At 62.8% G+C, this 25,334-nt stretch carries 4 protein-coding genes; all 4 read right to left on the bottom strand.

Annotation, left to right across the window (positions count from 1 at the left end; all coding sequences use genetic code 11):
• Positions 1–77 precede the first annotated feature (77 nt).
• Positions 78–11,840, bottom strand: coding sequence for a non-ribosomal peptide synthetase (locus CKW16_RS23565; RefSeq protein WP_095131065.1), 11,763 nt, complete (start codon positions 11,838–11,840; stop codon positions 78–80).
• Positions 11,840–22,822 carry a non-ribosomal peptide synthetase gene (locus CKW16_RS23560; RefSeq protein ID WP_095131063.1) on the bottom strand — a complete coding sequence of 3,661 codons (10,983 nt, stop codon included), beginning with the start codon at positions 22,820–22,822 and terminating at the stop codon, positions 11,840–11,842. Before CKW16_RS23560 ends, CKW16_RS23565 begins: the two co-directional genes overlap by 1 nt.
• A 243-nt stretch (positions 22,823–23,065) precedes the next feature.
• Complete coding sequence (locus CKW16_RS23555; protein ID WP_095131061.1) at positions 23,066–23,800, bottom strand: thioesterase II family protein; 735 nt, start codon at positions 23,798–23,800, stop codon at positions 23,066–23,068.
• 169 nt (positions 23,801–23,969) lie between these two features.
• Positions 23,970–25,142, bottom strand: a complete 1,173-nt coding sequence (locus CKW16_RS23550) for an MFS transporter (protein ID WP_095131059.1) — start codon at positions 25,140–25,142, stop codon at positions 23,970–23,972.
• Positions 25,143–25,334: the final 192 nt, after the last annotated feature.

Below are 25,334 nucleotides of genomic sequence, written 5' to 3'. Positions count from 1 at the left end.
TCGCGAAGAGGCAATCTCAGGCGACATTGATGTTGCCTGACACACCGCTTTCGCGAGCAAGCCCGCTCCCACAGGAGTTACGCGATAGCCGGCCTGCGTTCCAACAGGTTTTCAAGCTCATCGAGCAGCTCATCACCGCGCAGCAACTCGTAATGCCCGCCCGCCAACAAGCGATCAACGCCGTGGCTACCGACCTGGGCCTCAAACACCCGACGTTCATCGTCGCGTTCGGCCACCCACCAGCGATGCGCCGTGACCTGGATCGCCGGCAGTTGCCGATGCGCCAGCGCCAATTGCTTGAGGCGTGAGCCGGTGGCGAAGATCTGCGTGAGTTCCCCCGCGCCCAACGCAGTTTGTTCACTGGAACCGTGCATGGCCGCCTCGATCACTGCCGTGGAACCCTCGCGCTCATTCAAATCAGCGGCTTTCAGCGCAATCAATGCCTGAGCCTCATCGGCCGACAGACCGAGCACAAACTTCAGGAAGTCGCCCAGGTCCTCGCGCCAGTCCCCCGCTTCTGCGGTGCCCGCCACGTAACTGTCGACCAGCCCGGCAAACGCGACCGTTTCACCTTGGGTTTCCAGTTCGTGAGCGACCAGTTGCGTCAACGCCCCGCCCAATGACCAACCCAGCAAGTAATACGGCCCCTTGGCCTGCTGACTGCGAATCCGTTGCGCATAGGCTTGAGCCATCGCCAACAGCGATTCGTCCTGCCAGTGCGGATCAAGCAGCATTCGGCATTGCACGCCGTACACCGTGCGCCGTCCTTCCAGACGCCGCGCCAGCGGTTCGTAGTCGAACACCGTGCCGAAACCGGCGTGCAGGCAGAACAGCGCCGGCACGTTCGGGAACCGCGCATTGAGCGCCAGCAACGGGTCCGGCGCAGACGCCGACTCGGCAGCCTGATAGCCGCTGAGTTCGGCGATGCACGGCTTCTGCATCAAGTCGCGCAGTTTCAATTCGAAGCCCAATTGCGGCTGACTGCGCACCCGCGAGATGACTTTGAGCACCTGCAACGAGTCGCCGCCGAGTTCGAAGAAATTGTCGTCGATGCCCACTTGCGGCACGCCGAGCACCTCTTGCCAGATCGCGGTCAGTGCTGTTTCCAGCGCGTTGCGTGGCGCGCGATAACCGCCGAGCGCCCATTCCGGCGTAGGCAGTGCGCGGCGGTCGAGCTTGCCGTTGGCCGACAGCGGGAAACGCTCCAGCACCATGATGCGCGCCGGCACCATGTAGTCCGGCAGTTGCGCTTGCAGTTCAGCCTTGAGTCGACGATCCAGCCCAACAACACCGGCCGCCACCACATAACCGACCAATTGCTTGCCGGTCGGCGTGTCATGCACCACCACGGCGGCATCCTGCACCCCGGCGCAGTCGCGCAGATGGGCTTCGATTTCGCCCAGTTCGATGCGGAAACCACGGATCTTCACTTGCTGGTCGAGACGCCCCAGGTAATCAATCAATCCGCATTCACGCTGGCGCACCAGATCGCCGGTGCGGTACATGCGGCCACCGGCCTCGAACGGATCGGGGATGAAACGCTCGGCGCTCATGCCGGGACGCTGGTGGTAACCGCGCGCCAGGCATTCGCCACCCAGGTACAACTCGCCGCTGACACCGACCGGCAACGGATTGAGGTCGGCATCCAGCACATACAAACCACGCCCGGCCACACCGCGCCCGATTGGCGCATAGGCCGCGTCGCAGGTTTCGCTGACCTCGGCACGCCACAACAGCGGCGTGACCACGGTTTCGGTCGGGCCGTAACCGTTGACCAGACGCTGCGGACGCAGAGCCCGTTTGACCTGCTCGAAACTGGCCTCCGGCACCGCATCACCGCCAAAGCAATACACCTCGACCGCCGGCGGATTGCCCAGGCGTTCGGCGACTTCGGCCATCTGTTGCAGGTACGCCGGCGGGAAGCAGGCCACGGTGACGCCATGACGATGCAGCACTTCCAGGGTTTGCTCCGGCGTCCACAAACTGTCGTCACGGATCACCAGACTGCCGCCGGCCAACAGCACACTCAACCAACGCTCCTGCGCACCGTCGAAGGCGAACGACATGAAGTGCAACTCGCGGCTGCGCGGTGCCAGTTCGTAGAGCTCGATAATGCCGCGGCAATGCCGGGCAATCGGACCACGCGCCACGGCCACGCCTTTCGGTTGGCCAGTGGAGCCGGAGGTGTAAATCAGGTACGCGAGGTGCCCCGGAAGCGGATTGGCAACCGGGCACTCGGTACTGCCAGCAACGACCAGCTGATCGAGCAACAGACGTGGCGGGCTGTCGGCCAGCGTCAGTCGTTCGCCCAGATCACTGTCGCAGAGCAACAGGTTGGCGGCCGAATCGCTCAACATATAAGCCAGTCGCTCGGCGGGGTACGCCAGGTCCAAAGGCAAATAAGCCGCCCCTGCTTTCAACACCGCAAGGAATGCGACGATAGTGCGTTCGGAACGCGGCAGCGCCACCGCCACCAGACTTTCCGGTCCGATGCCGCGACCAATCAGTTGCTGCGCCAGACCATTGGCCTGAGCCTCAAGCTGTGCATAACTGACTTCCCGATCCTCGCAGATCAAGGCGACTTTCTGCGGTTGCGTGCATACATGCTGATTGAATGCTTGCAGCAAATCGGCGTTGTCGTCGGACACCTGCGGCAGACTCAAACGCGCCTCAGGCAAGCCAATATTGCCGAGCAGGCACGTGGCATCTTCCGGCAACGCACGCAGCAAACCCTCAAGCTGCGCACGAATCCGCTCTACTTCCACGTCACTGAAGCGATCACGCAGGAACAGGTACTCAACTTCCAGACCTTCTTCGTTGGCGCTGATCATCAAGTCCATCGGGAAGTTGGTGACCCCGCCGCTGCCGACTTCGGCAAAGCGCAGCTCGCCTTCTTCGCCCCCTTTCAAGGCGCGGTCCACCGGATGGTTTTCGAACACGATGATGCTGTCGAACAAGCCCTGACCACCCTGCCCGGCCCAGCGTTGAATGTCCGACAACGGCGTGTGCTCGTAGTCGCGGACCATCAGGTTGTAATCCTGCAAGTCGCGCAGCCACTCGCCCAACGGCTGTTGCGGATCGAGGGTCTGGATCACCGGCAAGGTGTTGATGAACAGGCCGAGCATGTCCTGCGCGCCGGCCAACCCGGTCGGACGCCCCGCCACCGTGGCGCCGAACGCGACACTGCGTTGGCCGCTGTGACGCTGCAACAGCAGCAGCCATGCGCCTTGCACCAGCGTGTTCAACGTCACGCGCTGACGCTTGGCGAAGTTGTGCAGTTTGCGCGTCGCCTCGGCATCGAGGTTGCTGTACATCACGCCGTGGCCGGAACCTGCGGCACCCGAAGCCTTGGCCAGAATGGTCGGCGCTTCGAGCAACGCCAGCCGTTCGCGCCAGAAACCTTCGGCCTGCGCACCGTCCTGGCGTTGCAGCCAGGCGATGTAGTCGGCGTAACGACCGGTCAGGGTCGGCAGGCTGTCGTTGTGGTACAGGCGCAACATGTCGCCCAACAGACGCGAGGCGCTCCAGCCGTCCAGCAACAGGTGATGGTAGATCCAGATCATCTGGTAACGGTCATCACCCAGGCGAACCAGGATAAAACGCATCAACGGTGGGCAGCTCAGGTCGAAGCCCTTGGCCTGTTCCGCAGCCGCCAGTTCACTCAACGCCTGCTCTGTGTCGGAACGCTCACGCCAGTCGAGTTCTTCGATAGGCAACTCGACGTCGTCGAACACCGCTTGCAGCGGATCGGCCAGACCATCACGCCAACGGAACGCCGCGCGCAGCACTTCATGACGTTCGACGAGGGTTTGCCAAGCGGCGCGGAAACGCGGCACCTGCAAGCCGTCCACCGCCACGCTCAACTGGTTGACGTAGGGGTTCAGCTCCGGCGAATCGAGGCAATGGAACAGCATGCCTTGCTGCATCGGCGACAGCGGATACAGGTCTTGCAGTCCTTCGCGGGCGGCGATGTCGATGTGCGGCACCAGCGCAAAAGCCGGGACTTTCGGCGCTTCAACCAACGCCGCTTCACGGCTGGTCGCCACCGCAGCGAGTGCACGAATGGTCTGCTGCTCGAACAGTTGCTTCGGACTGAACACCAGCCCGCGCTGCCCGGCACGGCTCACCGCTTGCAGGGAAATGATCGAGTCACCGCCCAGCTCGAAGAAGTTCTCGGTGACGCCCACCGACTCCAGCCCCAGCAGTTCCTGCCAGATCTCCACCAGCAACGCTTCGGCCGGCGACGCAGCGGCGACTTGATCGTGGTTCTGACGCGACGCTTCAGGCGCTGGCAGGCCTTGGCGATCAAGCTTGCCGTTCGGCGTCAGCGGCAACGCGGCCAGGCACATCAAATGCGCTGGCAGCATGTGCGCCGGCAGACGGCTGCGCAGGTGCAACGTCAGCGCTTCACGCAAATCGTGCTCGTCGGCGAGCGGATCGCGCGGCACCACGTAGCCAACCAACTGGCGACTCACCGGGCCTTCGCGATCGATCACGAACGCTTCACGCACGCCTTCGTGTTCCAGCAGGCAGGCTTCGATTTCGCCGAGCTCGATACGGAAACCGCGAATCTTCACTTGCTGGTCGATACGACCGAGGTATTCAACAACACCGTCGGCACGGAACCGCGCGAGGTCGCCACTGCGATACAAACGCGCGCCCGGCACGAACGGATCCGGCACGAAGCGTTCAGCGGTCAGGTCCGGACGTTGATGGTAACCACGTGCGACGCCCTCGCCACCCAGGTACAACTCGCCCGCCACGCCAACCGGCAACGGCTGCAAGCCGCCATCCAGAATATAGGCGCTGCGGTTGCCGACCGGCCGGCCAATCGGCATGAACGCCGAGTCGAATTCGGTATCCGGATACGCCAGCCAGATCAACGGCGTGATCACCGTTTCGGTCGGACCGTAGCCGTTGATCAGGCGCTTCGGTTGCAGCACCTGCTGGACCTCGTCGAACGCATGTTTGGCCATGCCTTCACCGCATGGGGTGTAGGAGCGGATCGGCAAATCGCGCCCCGCTTCGCCCATGAATTCGGCGATCTGCCCCAGATAGGTCGGGGTGAAACAGGCGATGGTGATGCCGTGCTTTTCGATTTCAGCGCAGGTGCGCTCCACGCTCCACAACTCGTCGTCGCGGGGCATTACGGCCGAACCGAACACCAGTGGCGTCAACCAGCGCTCGTGGGCGCCATCGAAGCTGATCGAGGCAAATTGCAACTCGCGATCATCCGGGGTCATGCCGTACAGCTCGCCGATCGATAGGCAATGCATGGCCAGCGGACCGTGGGCCACGCTGACGCCTTTCGGCCGGCCAGTGGAGCCCGAGGTGTAGATCAGGTACGCAAGGTTTTCACCGCAGGTCAGGTTGACCGGGTTGGTGTCAGCCATGAACTCCAGCGGCTCGCGGTCGATTTCCAGGACCGACAGGCCTTCAGGCAACGGCAGTTTTTCCCGCAGCCACGATTGGCTGATCAGCAGCGAAATGCCGCTGTCTTCCATCAGATAGCGCAGGCGTTCGGCCGGGTACGCCGGGTCCAGCGGCACGTAAGCGCCGCCGGCCTTGAGGATCGCCAGCAGGCCAATGATCATTTCCGGCGAACGCTGCATCGCCAGGCCAACCCGCACTTCTGGGCCGATGCCCAGTGCGCGCAGGCGATGGGCCAATTGGTTGGCGCGACGGTTGAGTTGGTCGAAGCTCAATTCCAGATCATTGAAGATCAGCGCGGTGGCGTCCGGGCGAACAACGGCCTGGGCCTCGATCAACTGATGCACGCAGAGCGGGTTTTCCGACGCGGTGAATGCGGGATTCCACTCCACTAACTGTTGCGCGCGTTCCGGCGCGGTCAGCAGGTCCAGTTCACTCAATGCAGCGTGTGGTGCAGCGACCATGGCGGCCAGCAGCGCGGCCAAATGCTCGCTCATGCGGGCAATCGCCTCGGCGCTGAAGTGGCTGCACTGGTAGCTCCAGTTCAGGCTGAGCTGGCTTTCGGCAGTGGCCGCCAGCGTCAGCGGGAAGTTAGTGCGCTCATGGTTCTGCGGGATCGAGAAGCTCAAACCTGCCGGCGCACCCTGTTGCAGGGCTTCGGCGACCGGGAAGTTTTCGAACACCAGCAGGCTGTCGAACAGTGGTTCGCCGGCACGCCCGGCCCAGCGCTGAATGTCACCCAACGCGGTGAATTCATGCTCACGCAATTCCAGGTTCTGCGCCTGCAAGCGGGTCAGCCACTGGCCGACGCTTTCAACCGCGTCCGGGCTGCTGATCACCGGCAAGGTGTTGATGAACAGGCCGAGCTGGCTTTCAGCACCCGGTAAGTCCACCGGACGCCCGGCAACGGTCGCGCCAAACGCGACGCTGCGTTGACCGCTGTAGCGTTGCAGCAGCAGTGCCCAGGCACCTTGGACCAAGGTGTTGAGGGTGACCTTTTGCTGACGGGCAAAGTCGCTGAAGCGTTTGCTGATGGCGACATCGAAGGTCTGGCGATGATCGGCAAATTCCGCCGTCGACAGGTTTTTACTGTCGCCATGGGCCAGGCTCTGGGCCAACAGGGTCGGGTTGTCGAGGGTCGCCAGTTGCTCGCGCCAGAACAGCTCGTCGGCTTGCGCATCCTGACGCTGCAACCAGCCGATGTAGTCGGCAAAACGCCCAATCGACGCCTGCACGTCTTGCCCGGCATAACGCTGCAGGACTTCGCTCAACAGCAGCGAATTACTCCAGCCATCGAGCAACAAGTGATGGTGGGTGTAGATCAGTTGCTGACGCTCATCGTCCAGTCGCACCAGGGTCAAACGCATCAGCGGCGCGCGGGTCGAATCGAGCTGCAAGCGTTCGCTGTCGATCAGTTGAACCAACGCTTCGGCCTGATCGCTGCGGTTACGCCAGTCGAGACAAGTCATCGGCAATTGCAGGTGTCTATGCACCAACTGCACCGGCGCTTCGAAGCCGTCGGGAAAGTGGAAACTGCTGCGCAGGATCGGATGAGTGTCGAGTACCGCTTGCCACGCGCGGCCCAGCCGTTCGGCATCGAGCCCGCGGGCTTCGACGCTGAGTTGGTTCACATAGGCGCCGGACTCCGACTCGTACAAGCTGTGGAACAACAAACCGGCCTGCATCGGCGACAGCGGATACAGGTCCTCGATTTGCGCCGGAGGTACTGGCAGACCATCGAGTTGCGCTTGAGTCAGACGCGCCAACGGGAAGTCCGCCGGGGTCACGCCGCCCGCTCCATCGCTGAGGCAATGGGCGATCAGCGCCAGCAACTCGCTGCGGAAGTCCGCGGCCAGCGCTTCGATTTCGCGCAGGTCGAAGCATTCACGGCTGAAGGTCCAGTCCAGCTTCAGTTCGCCGCCATACACCTGACCATCCACTGACAACCAGTTCGGCAACGGTGCATCGGTGGATTGCGCGGCACCGCTGGATTCGCGAGCCGGGGTGAACAGCGCGTCCTCGGCAAAGCTCTGATCGAACTGGCCGAGGTAGTTGAACGTCACCCGCGCTTGCGGCAACGCGGCCAGCGCCGCTTGGCTCGCGGCATCACCCATGTAGCGCAACAGGCCGTAACCCATGCCTTTGCCGGGGATTTCGCGCAGTTGCTGCTTGATCGCCTTGATCGAACCCGAAAGGTCGGCGGTCGGCGTCAGGCGCACCGGGAACAGGCTCGAGAACCAGCCGACGGTGCGGGTCAAGTCGATGTCGTCGAACAGCTCTTCGCGGCCATGGCCTTCGAGCTGAATCAGCGCCGATGCATCGCCGGTCCAGCGGCTGAGGGTGCGGGCCAGTGCGGTCAGCAGCAGGTCGTTGACTTGAGTGCGGTAGATCGCTGGCGCCTGTTGCAGCAACTGGCGAGTCTGCTCGCGGTCCAGGCCGATGCTGACGCCCTGGCGCAGATGCCCTGCCTGACTGGCTTGAGCGTTGGCGGCTGGCAACGAATCATTGGCGACGCTCAGTTGCGCCTGCCACCAATCCAATTCACCGGCAGCGGCTTCGGAGCGGGCATAGGCGTCGAGTTTCTCGGCCCAGGCCTGGAAGGCGCTGGTCTTCGGTGGCAGCTCTTGCCCTTGATAGGCGGCCTGCAAATCTTCCAGCAACACCCGCCAGGACACACCGTCCACCGCCAAGTGGTGGATCACCAACAGCAACCGCTGGGAACCATCCGCCTGGACGATCAACGCCACGCGCAGCAGCGGACCGTCTTGCAGGCTGAGGCTGCGCTGGGCTTCGTCGCACACCGATTCCAGCGACGCATCGCTGGCCACGCGAGCGGTCCAGAGCATGTCGATCACATCGGCGCTGTCGGCCCCGACATACCGCGCCGACCAATGGCCGTCGACCTGACTGAAGCGCAAACGCAGCGCATCGTGTTGCTTGAGCAGGCGTTGCAGCGCCGCTTGCAGGCGCGGCAATTCGAGGGTTTCACGCGGCGTCAGCAACACGGCTTGGTTCCAGTGCGCGCGTTGCGGAATCGACTCGTCGAAGAACCAGCGCTGGATCGGCGTGAGTTTCTGCACACCGTCCACCGGCCCTTGTTGCGCCAGCGGTGCAGCCTGTTCTTTCACTACCGCGGCCAGCGCTTGCAACGTCTGCTGCTGGAACAGGTCGCGCGGTTGCAGGCTCAGACCCGCACGGCGCGCGCGGCTGACCACTTGAATCGAAATGATCGAGTCGCCGCCCAGTTCAAAGAAGTTGTCCTGACGCCCGACCTGCTCCACGCCCAACACGTCCTGCCAGATCTGCGCCAGCACCTGTTCATGTTCGCTGCGTGGCGCTTCGAACGCGCGTTGACTGATCTGTGCGGTCGGCGCGGGCAGGCGTTTGCGGTCGAGTTTGCCGTTGGGGCTCAGCGGCATTTGCTCGATCAGCACGGTCTGCGCCGGCACCATGTAATCCGGCAGGCTGGCGAGCAAATGGCTTTTCAGGGTTTCGCGCCACGCGCCTTGCTGCTCGGCATCGGCGCTGACCAAGGCTCGATCTTGCGGCACGATGTACGCAACCAGTTGCTTGCCGCTCGGGCCGTCGAGGGCCAGCAACACGGCTTCCTGCACGTCCGCATTTTCTTGCAGACGCGCTTCGATTTCACCCAGTTCGATGCGCAAACCGCGAATCTTCACTTGATGGTCGATACGCCCGCAGTAGTCGATGGCGCCGTCAGCGCGATAGCGCGCCAGGTCACCGGTGCGGTACAGGCGCTCGCCGCTGCCGAACGGATCGACCACGAAACGTTCCGCAGTCAGCGCGCCACGACGGTGATAACCGCGAGCCAGACCGATACCGCCCAGGTACAACTCGCCCACCGCGCCCAGTGGCAACGGTTGCAGTTCGCTGTCGAGGATGCAGGTGCGCAGGTTGGCAATCGGGCGGCCGATCGGCACGCTGTCGCGGCCCTCTTCCACGCAGGTCCAGTGGGTCACGTCGATGGCCGCTTCGGTCGGGCCATAGAGGTTGTAGAGGTTGGCTTGCGGCAGGCTGCGCAGCGTCTGGCGTTGCAGTTCCATCGGCAGCGCTTCACCGCTGCAAATGATCCGTTGCAGCGAGGTGCAGGCCAGCGCTTCGTCGGCACTGATAAACGCCGAGAGCATCGACGGCACAAAGTGCAGCGTGGTGATCGCCTGTTCGACGATCAACGCGGCCAGACGTTGCGGATCGCGATGCTCGCCCGGCGCGGCGATCACCAGGGTGGCGCCCTTCATCAGCGGCCAGAAAAACTCCCACACCGACACGTCGAAACTGAACGGTGTTTTTTGCAGCACGCGGTCGCTCGGCAACAGGTTGTAGGCTTGCTGCATCCACTCCAGACGGTTGTGCAGCGCCACATGGCGGTTGCCCGCGCCCTTGGGTTTGCCGGTGGAGCCGGAGGTGTAAATCACGTAAGCAAGGTTTTCTGCGACAGCGAGGTTTGGTAGATCGGTGCCCGGTAGATCGCTCAACCAATCGGCTTCGCTGTGCAGGCACAAGGTGCGCACGTTGTCCGGGGTCGGCAGTTGCGCCAGCAGGTGCTCTTGAGTCAGCAACAACGAAATGCCGCTGTCCTCAATCATGTAGCTCAGGCGATCAATCGGGTATTCCGGGTCCAGCGGCACATACGCGCCGCCGGCCTTGAGGATCGCCAAAAGGCCGACGACCATTTCAAACGAGCGGTCGCAGGCAATCCCCACCAGCACTTCCGGGCCGACACCCTGGGCGCGCAAGTGATGGGCCAGACGGTTGGCACGCAAATTCAGCTCGGCGTAACTCAGGTGCTGCCCCTGGAACACCAGCGCTGTCGCCTCACCGTTTTCAACCACGCGTTCTTCGAAATGGCGTTGCACGCAGACTTCGCCCGGATAGGCCTGAGCGGTGTCGTTGAGGTCATCCAGAATGCGCAGGCGCTCGTCGGCATCCAGCAGCGGCAACTCGGCAAGCGGGCATTGCGGGTTCGCCAGCACGCCGGTCAACAAATTGCGCCAATGACGCGCTAAATGCTCGATGCGCTCGGCGTCGAACAGATCGGTGGCATACGTCAGGCTGGCGAACAGCTTGTCGCCCTCCTCCTGCGTGTCCAGTTGCAGGTCGAATTGCGTGGTGTGCGCCGTGGCGTTCAGCGCTTCGACGCGCAGGCCCGCGAGCAAGCCGCTGACCGCCGCCGGTTTGGCTTGCTGGTGGTTGAACATCACCTGGAACAATGGGCTGTGGCTCAGGCTGCGTTCACCTTGCAGCGCCTGCACCAGACGCTCGAACGGCAAGTCCTGATAATCCTGGGCATCCAGCGACGCCGCGCGGGTCTGGTCGAGCAATTGGCTGAACGGCAGACGTCCGTCCAGTTCAGCACGCATCACCTGAGTGTTGACGAAGAAGCCGATCAGGCCACGGGTTTCCGCGCGATTACGGTTGGCAATCGGCACGCCAACGCGCAGGTCGGACTGACCGCTGTAGCGATAGAGCAAGGCCTGGAAACTCGCCAGCAACAGCATGAACGGCGTGACGCCGCGCTGTTTGGCCAGGCTCATCAAACCGCTGGCCAACGTTGCATCGAGGGCGAAATCCAGACGCGCACCGCGCTGGCTTGGCTGCGCCGGGCGTGGGCGGTCGGTAGGCAACTCCAGCAGCGGTTGTTCGCTGCCCAGTGTTTCGCGCCACCAGTTGAGTTGACGCTCCAGTTCCCCCGCTTCCATCCAGCGACGTTGCCACAGGGCGTAGTCGGAATATTGAATCGGCAACGCTTCCAGCGCGGCGTTTTGCCCTTGGCTATGGGCGGCGTAGAGCCGGGAAAACTCCTCCACCAACACACCCATCGACCAGCCATCGGTGACGATGTGGTGCAAGGTCAGCAACAGCACATGGTCTTCGGCATCGAGTTGCAACAGGCTGACTCGCAACAGCGGACCGTGCTGCAGATCGAACGGTCGGGCGATGTCCTGCTCGACCGCTTTCATGGCCAGATCGAGACGCTGTTCCTGAGGTTCATCGCGCAGGTCGATCTGTTCAATCGGCAGCGAAGTGAACCCGGCCAGCGTCTGCACCACCTGACCGTCATCCTCGACGAATCGGCTGCGCAAACTCTGATGCCGCTCCAGCAGCACGTCAAAACCCTGCTGCAACGCCGCGACATCCAGCGGCCCGTGCAAACGCAACGCGGCAGGAATGTTGTACGCCGAGCTCTGCGGATCAAGCTGCCAGAGGAACCACTGGCGCTGCTGCGCATACGACAATTCGAAGGTCGCTTGCGGCTCGGCAGCGGGCGGAATCGGCAGTTGGCCAAAACTCACGCCCTGCTCTTGCATGCGTAACAGAAACTCGCGGCGCTTGTCGGCAGGCAGGCCGGCGAAACGGGTGGCGATACGCTGGGCAGTGCTGTGTTCCATCAGTTGATCTCCATCTCGTCGAGAAGCGACTCAAGCGCATCAAGACGTGCATCGTTGTCAGCCGGGGCGTGTTGCCCGGCCATGGCGGCATAAGCCTGAAGGTCGGTGGATTCGAACAGCGCGCGCAGCGGCAGCTCGATGCCCAGTTCCAGTTCCACACGGGCACTGGCCTGGGCGGCGAGCAACGAATGCCCGCCCAGTTCAAAGAAGTTGTCGCGTCGGCCGATCTGCACCACGCCCAGCACGCTGGCCCAGATGTCGGCCAGTTGCCGTTCGAGGTCGCCCTCGGGGGCTTCGAACGGGCGTTGCCATTCCTGAGCGTCAGGCACCGGCAAGGCCTTGCGGTCGAGCTTGCCGTTGCCGGTCAGCGGCAAGGCATCCAGCAACAACCAGTGGCTCGGCACCATGTAGTCCGGCAGATCCACCTTGAGCGCGGCGCGCAAGTTGTCGCGCCAGGCGATCGGGTCGTGCGGGGTTTGCTCGGCCACGACGTAGGCGCACAACTGCGGGCCGCCGTCGCCGGTATGCACGCTCAACACCGCTTGGCGCACGCCCGGTTGGGCCAGCAGCGCGGCTTCGATTTCACCCAGTTCGATGCGAAAACCACGGATCTTCACTTGCTGGTCGATCCGGCCGAGGTAATCGATGCTGCCGTCGGCACGCTGACGCGCGAGGTCGCCGCTGCGATAAAGGCGCTGCGAAGCCTCGAACGGGCTCGGCACGAAGCGTTCAGCCGTCAGGCCGAAACGCCCGTGATAACCGCGCGCCAGGCCGGCGCCGGCGATGTACAACTCGCCCGCCACGCCCACCAGCACCGGTTGCAACTGGCTGTCGAGCAAGTACCAGCGCAGGTCGCGGATCGGCAGGCCAATCGGGCTTTGGGCCTTGCCGTCGAGGTCGGCCAGGCGGATGGCGCGGTAGGTCACGTGCACCGTGGTTTCGGTGATGCCGTACATGTTGACCAGGGTTGGCTGTTGATCGCCGAAGCGTTCGAACCATGGACGCAGGCTCGCGACTTCCAACGCTTCGCCGCCGAAAATCACCTGACGCAACGCCAGGTTGCGCTCGCTGGCGCAGGCAATCGGCAACAACTGGCGGAACGCGGTCGGGGTCTGGTTCAACACCGTCACGCCTTCATCACAGAGCAAGCGATGGAACTCTTGCGGCTCGCGGCTGATGTAATACGGCACGATCACCAGGCGCCCGCCGGTGCACAGCGAACCGAACAGCTCCCACACCGAGAAATCGAAGGCGTAGGAGTGGAACAGCGTCCAGACATCGTTCGGGCCGAAGTTGAACTCGGCAGCGGTGGCCGTGAGCAGACGCCCGACGTTGCCGTGGCTGAGCAATGCGCCCTTCGGCCGACCGGTGGAACCGGAGGTGTAGATCACGTAAGCGAGGTTTTCCGGGGTCGCCAGCGCTGGCAGGTTGTCGGCGCTGAAGGCCTCCAGTTGCAACGACTCCAGGCTCAGCACCTGCACGCCGTCGCGGGCCGGTAAACCGTCGATCAAGTGTTGTTGGGTCAGCAGCAACGTGATGCCGCTGTCTTCGATCATGTAGCTCAGGCGCTCGGCCGGGTATTGCGGATCGAGCGGAACGTAGGCGCCGCCGGCCTTGAGAATCGCCAGCAACCCGACCACCAGCGGCATCGCCCGTTCGGTGGCGATGCCGACGCGCACCTCTGGGCCGACACCCTGTTCACGCAGTTTGCGCGCCAGTCGGTTGGCCTGAGCGTTGAGCGCGGCGTAGGTCAGTTGCTCGCCTTCGTAGACCAACGCGATTGCGTTCGGCCGCTCGGCCGCCTGGGCTTCGAACAAGTGGTGCAGGGTTGGCGACGGCGGTTGCGCCTGGAACGTCGGGTTCCAGTGCTGAATCAACGCATCGCGTTGCGGGGCTTGCAGCAACGGCAGTTCGGCGACGCGTTGCTGTGGATCTTTGACCACCGCACGCAGCAGGTTCAGCCACTGCTCGGCGAGGCGGTTTATCGACGCCTCGTCGTACAGGTCAGTGGCGTAAGTCAGACTGGCATCGAGTTCTTCGCCCTGCTCTTGAGTGTCGAGCACCAGATCGAATTGCGTGGTGTGTTGCTGCCAGTGCAGACGTTCAACGTTCAAGTCTGCAACCGTGCGCTCAACGCTCGCGCCCAGTTGTTGCTGGTGGTTGTAGAGCACCTGGAACAATGGGCTGTGATTGAGGCTGCGGTCCGGCTGCAAGGCGTCGACCAGCTGCTCGAACGGCAAGTCCTGATTGGCCTGAGCGCCCAATGCCACGCGTTTGAGCTGTTGCAGCAAGGTGCTGAAAGTCTGCTGCCCATCGATCTCGGCACGCAACACTTGGGTGTTGATGAAGAAGCCAATCAGGCCTTCGGTTTCCAGGCGCGAACGCCCGGCACTCGGCACGCCGACGCTGATGCTCGACTGCCCGCTCTGGCGATGCAGCAAGGTCTGGAAACTGGCCAGCAACAGCATGAACAACGTCACCTGTTGTTCCTGGGCACGGTGACGCAAACCAGCGAGCAATTCGCGATCAACGTTCAGCACCAGGCTGGCACCGCGCTCGGTGCGACGGGCCGGACGGGTCAGTTCACTCGGTAACTCCAGCGGCGTTTGGCTGCCCGCCAGTTGCTCGCTCCACCATGTCAGTTGACGTGCGCCCTCGCCCGCCTCCAGCCAGTCACGCTGCCAACGGGCGTAGTCGCTGTAGTTCACCGGCAGGCTCGACAGGTTCGCAGCCTTGCCTTCGACGGCCGCCCGATACAGCGCGCTGAATTCATCGACCATGACCTGCATCGACCAGCCATCGGCAGCGATGTGGTGCACGGTGAGCACCAGCACGTGTTCGTCAGTGTTCACTTGCAGCAGCAACACGCGCCACAGCGGACCGTTGCGCAGGTCAAACGGACGGGCGATTTCTTCGGCTACGGCATTGTCGATCGACGACTGATCGAGCGTGCGTTCATCCAGTTGCAGCGCCAGATTGTCGTGCAGCACCGGACGCGCCTGCTGGCCGTCCTGCTCAAAGGTTGTGCGCAGGGTTTGGTGACGGGCCTGCAGTTGAGTGAAGGCTTCGCGCAGGGCTTCGCGATTCAGCGAGCCCTTCAGGCGTAGCGCGGCGGGAATGTTGTAGGCCGAACTCTGTGGGTCCAGCTGCCAGAGAATCCATTGGCGCTGTTGGGCGTAGGACAGAATTTGTGGCTGATCGACCGACGCACGTTGCAGAACCGGTTGGCCGCTGACGTTCGCCAGTGCTGCACGTTCGGAAAATTCCGCCAGATTCGCGGCGGAGAACAGACTGCTCACCGACAGTTCAAGCTGCAACTGCTGACGCACGCGAGAGATCACCTGAAGCACCAGCAGCGAGTGTCCGCCCAGCTCGAAGAAGTTGTCGTCACGGCCCACTTGCTCGAGTTGCAACACCTCTTGCCAGATCAGCGCGAGTTGCGTTTCCAGCCCTTCGGCCGGGGCCACGAAGTCACGTTGTGCATCGGTGGCTTCCGCACGCGGCAAGGCTTTGCGGTCGAGTTTTCCGTTGTTGTTGAGCGGCAGTTTGGCCAGAAGAATCAGGTGGCTTGGCACCATGTATTCAGGCAACGACTGGCGCAGAACGGCTTTGAGTCCTTCCAGATAGTCAGCCTGAGAGGCTACCGCGCCGCTAGCCACGACATACGCCACCAGTTGCGTGCCGTCCTGAGCGATAACCGCCGCTTCGCGCACCTCCTCCCGAGCTTGCAGGCAGGCTTCGATCTCGCCCATCTCGATGCGGAAACCGCGGATCTTCACTTGATGGTCGATACGGCCGACGTATTCCAGATTCCCTTCAGCGTTGTAGCGCGCCAGATCGCCGCTGCGGTACAGCCGCGCGCCCGGCTCACGGGCGAATGGGTCCGGTAGGAAGCGTTCAGCGGTTAGCGCCGGGCGGTCGAAGTAGCTCTGAGCGAGGCTTGCCTGGGCACCGATGCACAGTTCACCGACGCCACCGTTGGGCAACAACTGACCGGCCGTGTCCAGTACATACAGCGCGCGACCGGCGATAGCACGACCAATCGGAATGCCGAACGCATCGCTGGCATCTTCGAGATGGCATTCATGAACACTGGACACCACGGTCGCCTCGGTCGGGCCGTAGGTGTTGAGCAATCGCACATGGCTCAAACCAGCCTGATGCCACAAACGCAGACCTTCGACCGACATCGCTTCGCCGCCGACGTGAACCTGACGCAAATCACCCAGGTTGCGCACCACACCGCTCGCGCATTCGCGGGCCAGCAAGTACCAGTAAGCCGCCGGCAAATCCGCCACGGTCACGCCTTGCTGGACGATTTCGGCGGCGAGGCGGCCGGCGTCCCACACATCATCGCCACGCATGATCAACGCCGCGCCGACACACAGCGCCGGGAAGCACTGCTCGACGAAGCCATCGAAACTGAAGGTCGCGAACTGCAACACGCGGTCCGACGCCGACAGCATCGAATAGTCGGCTGCGGTCTGGCAGAACTCGCGCAGCGCGGCATGGGCGATGGCCACGCCTTTGGGTTGTCCGGTGGAGCCGGAGGTGTAGATGACGTAGGCCAGGTCTTCGGCGACGGGTCTATCGCTATCGCGAGCAAGCTTTGCTCCTACAGGGGCTGCGTTGTCGTCGAGGGTGAGACGGAGCACGCCTGGCATGTCCTCCAATAGGCCGGACTCGCACAGCAGCACGTCGAGGCGGCTGTCGTCGATCATGTACGCCTGGCGTTCGGCCGGGTATTTCGGGTCCAGCGGCACATAGGCCGCGCCGGATTTGAGCACCGCCAGCAGGCTGACGATCAATTGCGGACCACGGTTCAGGGCCAGGCCGACACGCTTGCCCGGACCGGCACCGTTTTCGATCAAGCGATGGGCCAGGCGGTTGGCCTGCGCGTTCAATTGGCCATAGTTCAAAGTCTGACCATCGACCTGCAATGCCATCGCTTCTGGGGTGGCGGCGGCCTGAGCGGCGATTTGTTCGTGTACCAAAAGCGTTGTGGATAACTGAACCGCGGCCGGTTGGCTGACCGCAAGCACAGCGGCTTTGCCATCGACATCGAGCAGTTCCAGCGTGCCCAGTGCCGCGTCCGGCTGCGCCACCAGTTGCGTCAGCAGATGCTGCAGATTGGCCGACAACTCAGCGACCTGCGCCGCACTGAACCGTGCCGCGTCGTAGCTGAAGTCCAGGCTCAGGCCTTCGCCCAGTTCGATGCCCAGGGTCAGCGGATAGTGCGTGCGTTCGTGGTTGTGCAGGTTGCCGAACGACAGCCCGGCCGGCGCGCCCTGTTTCAGCGCCTCGGCCACCGGGAAGTTTTCGAACACCAGCAGGCTGTCGAACAGCGCCGAACCCTGCTGCCCCGCCCAGCCCTGAATATCGTAAAGCGGCACATGCTCAAACTCGCGCATGGCCAGGTTCAACCCTTGCAACTCGCCCAGCCATTGGCTGACGGTTTGATCCGGCTTCATCGCGCACACCAGCGGCAGCGTGTTGATGAACAGGCCGAGCTGCTCTTCGATCCCCGGCAGCGGAGCAGAACGCCCAGCGACCGTGGCGCCGAAAACGACGCAATCCTGACCGGTGTAGCGTTGCAGCAACAGGCTCCACGCCGCTTGCAGCAAGGTGTTGAGGGTGACTTTCTGCTGACGGGAGAACTCGGCCAGACGCAGGGTCGCGCGGCTGTCGAGGACGACGCGGTATTCCTCACTACCCTCGGCACCCACCGGCGGCCGCAAGGCTTCGGCCAGTAACGTCGGCGCTTCCAGCGGTGCCAATGCCGCTTTCCAGAACTGCTCGCCAGCGACGGCCGATTGCTGCTGCAACCAGCCCAGATAATCGCGGTATTGCCCGGTCGGTGCCGGCAGCGATTGCCCGGCGGCGTAGTGCTGGATCACTTCGGCCAGCAACTGTGCGTTGCTCCAGCCGTCCATCAAAATGTGGTGACTGGTGTAGATCAGGTGCCAGTCATGGACGCCCGTGCTGACAAGCTTCAAGCGGAAGAGCGGCGCGCTGCCCAGTGCAAAACCCTGGGCGCGTTCGGCGTCGGCCAGCGCATCGGTGTCGGTCGCTTCAAGCACTTCAAGCGGCAACGCGACGTTGCGGACAATCGCCTGGTGCGCGGTGTCGAGGCCTTGCCAGTGGAAGCTGCTGCGCAGAATGTCATGACGCTCCAGCGCGGTTTGCCAGGCCTGAGCGAATCGCTGCGGATCGAGTCCTTGAATGTCCAGACGCAGCTGACTGATGTAGGCACCGACTTCGGGTTCGTACAACGTGTGGAACAGCATGCCCTGCTGCATCGGCGACAGTGGATAAAGGTCTTCAAGCGTCGCGACCGCCACTGGCAATCCATCGAGCTGCGCCTGACTGATGCGCGCCAAAGGGAAGTCCGACGGTGTGGCTTGCGGCGCTTCAACGGCACAGCAGTGATCGATCAACGCGTTGAGTTCCAACGCGTAATCGTCCGCCAGACGCTGGATGGTCGCGGCGTCGAACATCTCGCGGCTGAAGCCCCAGCTCAGCGACAACTCACCGCCGTAGACCTGGCCTTCGACCGTCAGCCAGTTGCCCAGCGGTGCCGATGGATCTTGCGCGATACCGTTGCCTTCGGTGGACGGCACAAACATCGCCGCATCATCGAACTGACGGTCGAACTGCCCCAGATAGTTGAAGGTGATACGCGGTTGCGGCAACGCGGCAAGTTCGGCGCGAATCGCCGATGTGCCAAGGTAGCGCAGCGCGCCGTAGCCCAGGCCTTTGTCCGGCACGGCACGCAGTTGTTCTTTGATGGATTTGATCGACGCGCCGAGATCGCTGGACGGCATCAGATTGACCGGGAACAGGCTGGTGAACCAACCGACGGTGCGGGTCAGGTCGATGTCATCGAACAGGTCTTCGCGGCCATGGCCTTCAAGCTGGATCAGCGTGCTGCCCTGCCCGCTCCAGCGGCAAACCGCGCGAGCCAGGGCGGTCAGCAGCAGGTCGTTGACCTGGGTGCGATAGGCCGCCGGGGCCTGTTGCAGCAATTTTCGGGTTTGCTCGGCGTCGAGTTTGAGTTCGAGTTTGTGTTCGAAGCGGTTTTCCAGCGCGCCGGTTGGGCGATCGCACGGCAGATCGCTCGGCGCGTTTTTCAGTTGGGTCTGCCAGTGTCCGAGGCTGTTTTCAAAGACTGGCAGATGATCCTGCAAGCGAGCGACCCAGCGCTGAAAGGTGCTGGTTTTCGCCAGCGACACATTACCGCCGCTATAGAACTGCTGAAGGTCTTCGAGCAACACGCGCCAGGAAACACCGTCCACCGCCAGGTGATGAACGACCAGCAGCAAACGCTCGGTACCGTCGGCCATCGCAACCAGCAGCGCGCGCATCAGCGGGCCATTTTGCAAATCGAGACTGCGTTGGGCTTCGTCGCACAAGGCGTTGAGTTCCGCGACCGATTGCGCCTGACGCTGCCACAACACTGATTCAGTGGTCGGCGCGGCGTAAGCCTGCTGCCAACCTTCGGCGGTTTGTTCGTAACGCAGGCGCAAGCTGTCGTGATGGGTCAGCAATTGCTCAAGCGCGCGATCCAGCACCTCGACGTTCAACGCCTCGCGCGGCACCAGCAGCAGCGACTGGTTCCAGTGCTGACGCTCAGGAATGGCTTGCTCGAAAAACCACTGTTGCACCGGTGCCAGCGCCACCGCGCCCACCGCAGGACCTTGTTCGACCAGCGGCTGCTCGCCGCTGCGGGCGGCCTGGGCCAGGCTGCGGATGGTCTGATGCTGGAACAGGTCTTTGGGGCTCAACACGATCCCGGCCTGACGCGCACGGCTGACCACTTGCATGGAAACGATGGAGTCGCCGCCCAGTTCGAAGAAGTTGTCTTCAAGACCCACATTTTCGATGGCCAACACGTCCTGCCAAATCGCGGCCAGGGATTTTTCCATCGCAGTGCGCGGCGCGACGTGTTCGCGTTGTTGCTGCGAGCCGTCAATCGCTGGCAAGGCCTTGCGGTCGAGTTTGCCGTTGGGGGTCAGTGGCAGCTGTTCGAGGAACAGCAGGAACGCCGGGACCATGTAGTCCGGCAGGTGTTGGCGCAGCGCGGTTTTCAAGGTTTCACGCTGGGTCGTTTGAGCGTCGATGTCGTCCAGTAACGCTGGATCGGCCGGCACGATGTACGCGACCAGTTGCTGACCGTTGACGCCGTCCTGCGCCAGCACCGCCAATTCACGCACGGCGTCCTGCTGCAACAGTCGCGCTTCGATTTCACCGAGTTCGATGCGGAAACCGCGGACCTTGACCTGATGGTCGATGCGACCGACGTATTGCAACGTGCCGTCGGCCTGATAACGGGTCAGATCGCCAGTGCGGTACAGGCGTTCGCCGGTGTTGGAGAACGGGTTCGGCACATATTTTTCGGCGGTCATGCCCGGACGTGCCAGGTAACCACGGGTGATGCCGGCGCCAGCCAGGTACAGCTCGGCGGACACGCCTTGCGGCACCGGTTGCAGGTCAGCGTCCAGCAAATAGCTGGCGGTGTGTTTCAGCGGTCGGCCGATGTTTGCGCGGCCAGCGGCCTCGCGGCGGGTCCAGGTCGAATAGGTGGTGTCTTCGGACGGACCGTACAAATCGTAGACATGCTCGACGGTCGACTGCTGATAAAGCGCCTCCACCAGGCTCTGCTTCAACGGCTCGCCGGCGAGGTTGATGATGCGCACGCTCGGCGGAATCTGCCCGTCGCGCTGCAACGCATTGATCGCCGACGGCACGGTGTTGATCAGGCGCACCTGATCACGGGCCGGCAGCTGTGGTAATTCCAGGGCATTGCGGGCGATGATCACCGAGCCGCCGTTGGCCAGGGTGACAAACAGCTCCCACACCGACAGGTCGAAGCAGACCGACGTCGAAGCCAATACGCCTTGGATGTCTTCACGGCTGTAAACCGATTTCGACCAGTCGATCAGCGCCAGCACGTTGCGGTGGGCGATGGCCACGCCTTTGGGTTTGCCGGTGGAGCCGGAGGTGTAGATCACGTAGGCGAGGTTGTCTGGTGTGACGCGAATCATCGGCGCACTACTTGGATAAGCGGCCCACTCCGTATCGTCCATCAGCAACACTTGCGTATCAGCCGGCACGTTCAATGTTGCGGCGACAGCTTGCTCAGTCAGCAGCACCAAAGCGCGGCTGTCTTCGAGCATGTAGGCAACGCGTTCGGCCGGGTAATCCGGGTCCAACGGCACATAAGCGCCGCCCGCCTTGAGCACCGCCAGCAGCGCCACCAACAGGTTGTCGGAACGTTGCATCGCCACGCCGACCCGGACTTCCGGCCCTACGCCCAGCTCGATCAGCTTGTTAGCCAGGCGATTGGCCCGATTATCGAGCTCGGAGTAAGTCAGCTGCTTCGTGGCAAAGGTCACCGCCAATGCATTCGGGTTCGCGACGACTTGCTGGCTGATCAGCTCATGAATGCACAGGTCTTGCGGGAAGCTTTCGTCAGCGCGGTTCCAGTCATGCACGATGCGCTGAAATTCGGCGCTCTCCAGCAATGGCAAATCACTGATGCGCTGCTGCGAATCACTGACCATGCCCTGCAACAAATGCGTCCAGTGCTGCGCCATGCGCGCGATGGTCGGCGCGTCGAACAGGTCGTTGGCGTAGGTCAGCGCGGCGTGCAGCTTGCCGCCCTTTTCGTAGGTATCCAGGGTCAGATCGAACTGGGTGGTGCGCCCTTCCCACTCGATCACGCCCAGCGCCAGACCGGACGCGGTGCTGACCGTGGAAATGTCCGCGACCTGCGGCTGGTGGTTGTACATCACCTGGAACAGCGGCGTGTGGCTGAGGCTGCGTTCCAGTTTCAGCGCCTCGACCAGGCGCTCGAACGGCAAGTCCTGATGGGCCTGGGCACCGAGGGCGGTTTCCTTGATGGCACGCAGCAAGTCGTCGACGCGGGTCTGGCCGTCGAGCTGGGTCCGCAGCACCTGGGTGTTGACGAAGAAGCCGATCAGGCCTTCGATCTCGGCGCGGTTGCGGTTGGCGATCGGCACGCCGACGCGGATGTCGGTTTGCCCGGTGTAACGGTGCAGCAGCGCGTTGAAGGCGCCGAGCAACAGCATGAACAGGGTGATGTTGTGTTTCTGCGCCGTGGCCCGCAGTTGCTCGGCCAACTGAGCGTCGACGGCGAACTCGTAACGGGTGCCGCGATAGCTCGGCATCGCCGGGCGCGGGTGATCGGTGGGCAGTTCCAGCACTGGGTGCTCGTCGCCCAGTTGCGCCTGCCAGTAGTCGAGTTGACGCGCTTGCTCGCCCGCCTCCAGCCAGCGACGCTGCCACAATGCATAGTCGCTGTACTGGATCGGCAAGGGCGCGAGTTGCGGTTGTGCGCCCGCCTCGAAGGCGTCGTAGCAGCGGATGAATTCGTCGATCAGCACGTTCATCGACCAGCCATCGGAAACGATGTGGTGCAGGGTCAATAGGAGGACGTGCTCCTGCTCGGCGAGTTTGAGCAAGGTGACGCGCAGCAATGGGCCGGTTGCCAGATCAAACGGCAGCACGGATTGCTGCTCGGCCGCGCTGGCGACTGCTTGCTCGCGTTCAATGGCCGGTAACGCGCTGAAATCCACCTGATCGATCACCAGCGGCGCACGCGCCGGCACTTGCAGCAAGGCGTCGTCGGCTTGGCGCTGGAACACCGTGCGCAGGGTTTCGTGACATTCAACGAGGCTGGCGAAGGCCTGTTCCAGCGCGGACAGGTTCAAGTGCCCGGTCAGACGCACCGCGCCCGGCAGGTTGTACGCGCCGCTTTGCGGGTCCAGCTGCCAGAGAAACCACATGCGTTGCTGGGCGTACGACAACGCCTGGCGATCTTCGGCTTCGACGCCGGCAGGAATGGGGAAACGGGCGAAATCAACGCCTTCCTTTTGCAAGGCCGCAAGGAACATCTGGCGCTTTTCCAGGGGCAACCCGATAAACCGGCGAGCAAGTTTCAAGGAGTCTTCAGCATTCATTTCTAAGCATCCGGATCAGTGGCGGGAAGCACAAAGGCACGTCGTCCCTATAAAACGAATGCAGACAGGAAAAATTAGCGAATGAGAACAAGTATCAGAAAGGAGGTGAGACAAGGGGTATGGCTGGATATGAGGCACCCCCTGTAGGAGCCGAGCTTGCTCGCGATAGCGGTGTATCTGTCGACATCGATGTTGAATGTCAGTCCGTCATCGCGAGCAAGCTCGGCTCCTACAGGTATTGCGTCAGGCGCTGACGGCCATGGCGTGCCGCCGATGGTGAACTTCCAGCTGATCCTTGATCACCCGCAACACCTTGGCTTCGTGCTCATGGATAAAGAAGTGTCCGCCAGCAAGCATGTCCACCGAAAAGCTACCGTGAGTTTCCTTGCTCCAGCCGATCAGTTGCTCAGTGGTGGCGCGATCAGCCTTGCCGCCGAGCACGTGAACCGGGCACCTGAGCAACGGACGCCGTTGCGGCTCAAAGCGCCCGCAAAGGAGAAAGTCCGCGCGCAGCACTGGCAGCGTCAGGCTCATCAGCTCGTCGTTGGCCAGCACCTCTTCACTGGTGCCGTTGAGGGTGCGCAATTGCTCGATCAATTCGGCATCGGTTTTGGGCTCGGCGAAACCCCGGTCGTAGTCGGCACGCAGGGTCGGTGCGGCGGTGCCCGAAGCGAACAGCGCCACCGGTTCCGGGCAGCCCAGCGAGCGAAATGCATGAGCCATCTCACAGGCGAGCAACGCGCCAAGGCTATGGCCAAACAGCGCATACGGCGCCTTGAGCGTGGCTTTTTGTTCCTGTGCGAGTTGCAGCGCCAGGCGTCGCATGTCGGTGTGCAAGGGTTCGCCAAACCGAGCGCCACGCCCTGGGAGTTCCACGGGTTGCAGCTTGAGCCACTCCGGTAGCTTGCGCCGCCAGCGGCTGTAGACCATGGCACTCGCGCCCGAATAAGGCAGGCAGAGCAATGTCAGCTGGGTCACCGGGTTTACCTCAAAAAGTTGTCTGTTAAGAGAACGGATGAGGCGCGACTTGAATTAGTCGGAGATCTAAATGTGGGAGCGGGCTTGCTCGCGAATGCGGTGTATCAGTCAGCGTTGATGTTGTTTGACCCACCGCATTCGCGAGCAAGCCCGCTCCCACATTTAGTCATCATTTCAAGTGGCGGAAGCTTTGCACTGCGGAACCGAGGACCACGGCGCCAGCGGCGACGGCGACCCAGAATCCGCTCCGGGCTCCAAATGTATCGATAAGCCAACCCGAACTGGCCGCACCGATCGCCACGCCAATGCTCAACCCGGTCACTAGCCAGGTCAGGCCTTCAGTGAGTTTGGCCGGCGGCACGATGCGCTCCACCAACGCCATCGCCACAATCAGGGTCGGCGCAAAAAACAGCCCGGCGACGAACACCGCCAGCGACAGCCCGAGAATGTTCGTCGCCAGCAGCAACGGCAGCGTGGTCACCGCCGTCGCCACTCCGCCGTACAGGAACAGTTGCGGCAACGGCAGTTTCGAGCGCAACGCCCCGAACGCCAGCCCGGCCATGCACGAGCCGATGGCATACACCGACAACACAATGCTCGCCGCCGCCGGCTGGCCCTGCTGCTGGGCGAACGCCACGCTGACCACATCCACCACGCCGACGATGGTGCCCATGGCGACCATCAACAGCATCAGCAACTGAATCTCGCTGGAACGAATGATCGAGGCCTGATGATGGTCTTCATGAGGATGAATCGCCGGCTCGGTGTCACGTTGCAGCACAAACGCCGTCACCCCGATCGCCAGCATCAGCAACGCCGCCAATGGTCCGGCTTCGGGGAACGCCACCACGCACAACCCCACCGACAGTGGCGGCCCGACAATAAAACAGACCTCGTCCAGCACCGACTCCAGCGCATAGGCGGTTTGCAGTTCAGGTTGGCCGCGATACACCTCGGTCCAGCGCGCCCGCACCATCGCCGACATGCTCGGCATGCACCCGGCCAGCGCGGCGAATACAAACAACGTCCACTGCGGCGCCTGCAAACGAGTGCAAAGCAACACCAACAGCAACGCCCCGCCACCGATCAGTGCCGAGACTGGCAAGATCCGGCGCTGCCCGAAACGGTCCACCAGCCGCGAGACTTGCGGCGCGCAAAACGCCGTGGCCAGGGCAAACGTGGCCGCCACTGCGCCAGCCAATCCGTAGCCACCCTGCAACTGCGAGAGCATGGTGATCAGGCCGATGCCGGTCATGGAAATCGGCATGCGCGCGATCATCCCGGCCAGCACAAAAGCGCTGCTGCCTGGGGCTTTGAACAGCTCGCGGTAAGGGTTTGCCATAGGTGCAGGTCTCAACAAGGGCCTGCAAGTTGCCATAAACGCGGGTTGAGGGGAAAGCAGCCAATTGTTGGTTGAATGTTAAGGCCCCACAAGTTGATCGTTCCCACGCTCCGCGTGGGAATGCAGCCAGGGACGCTCTGCGTCCCAAATGGACGCGAAGCGTGGGAACGATCAGGCGGTCAGGTGACGAAT

Source organism: Pseudomonas sp. Irchel s3h14 (assembly GCF_900187425.1).
In the GTDB taxonomy this organism is placed as follows: domain Bacteria; phylum Pseudomonadota; class Gammaproteobacteria; order Pseudomonadales; family Pseudomonadaceae; genus Aquipseudomonas.
This window is presented reverse-complemented; position numbering and strand designations above follow the sequence as displayed.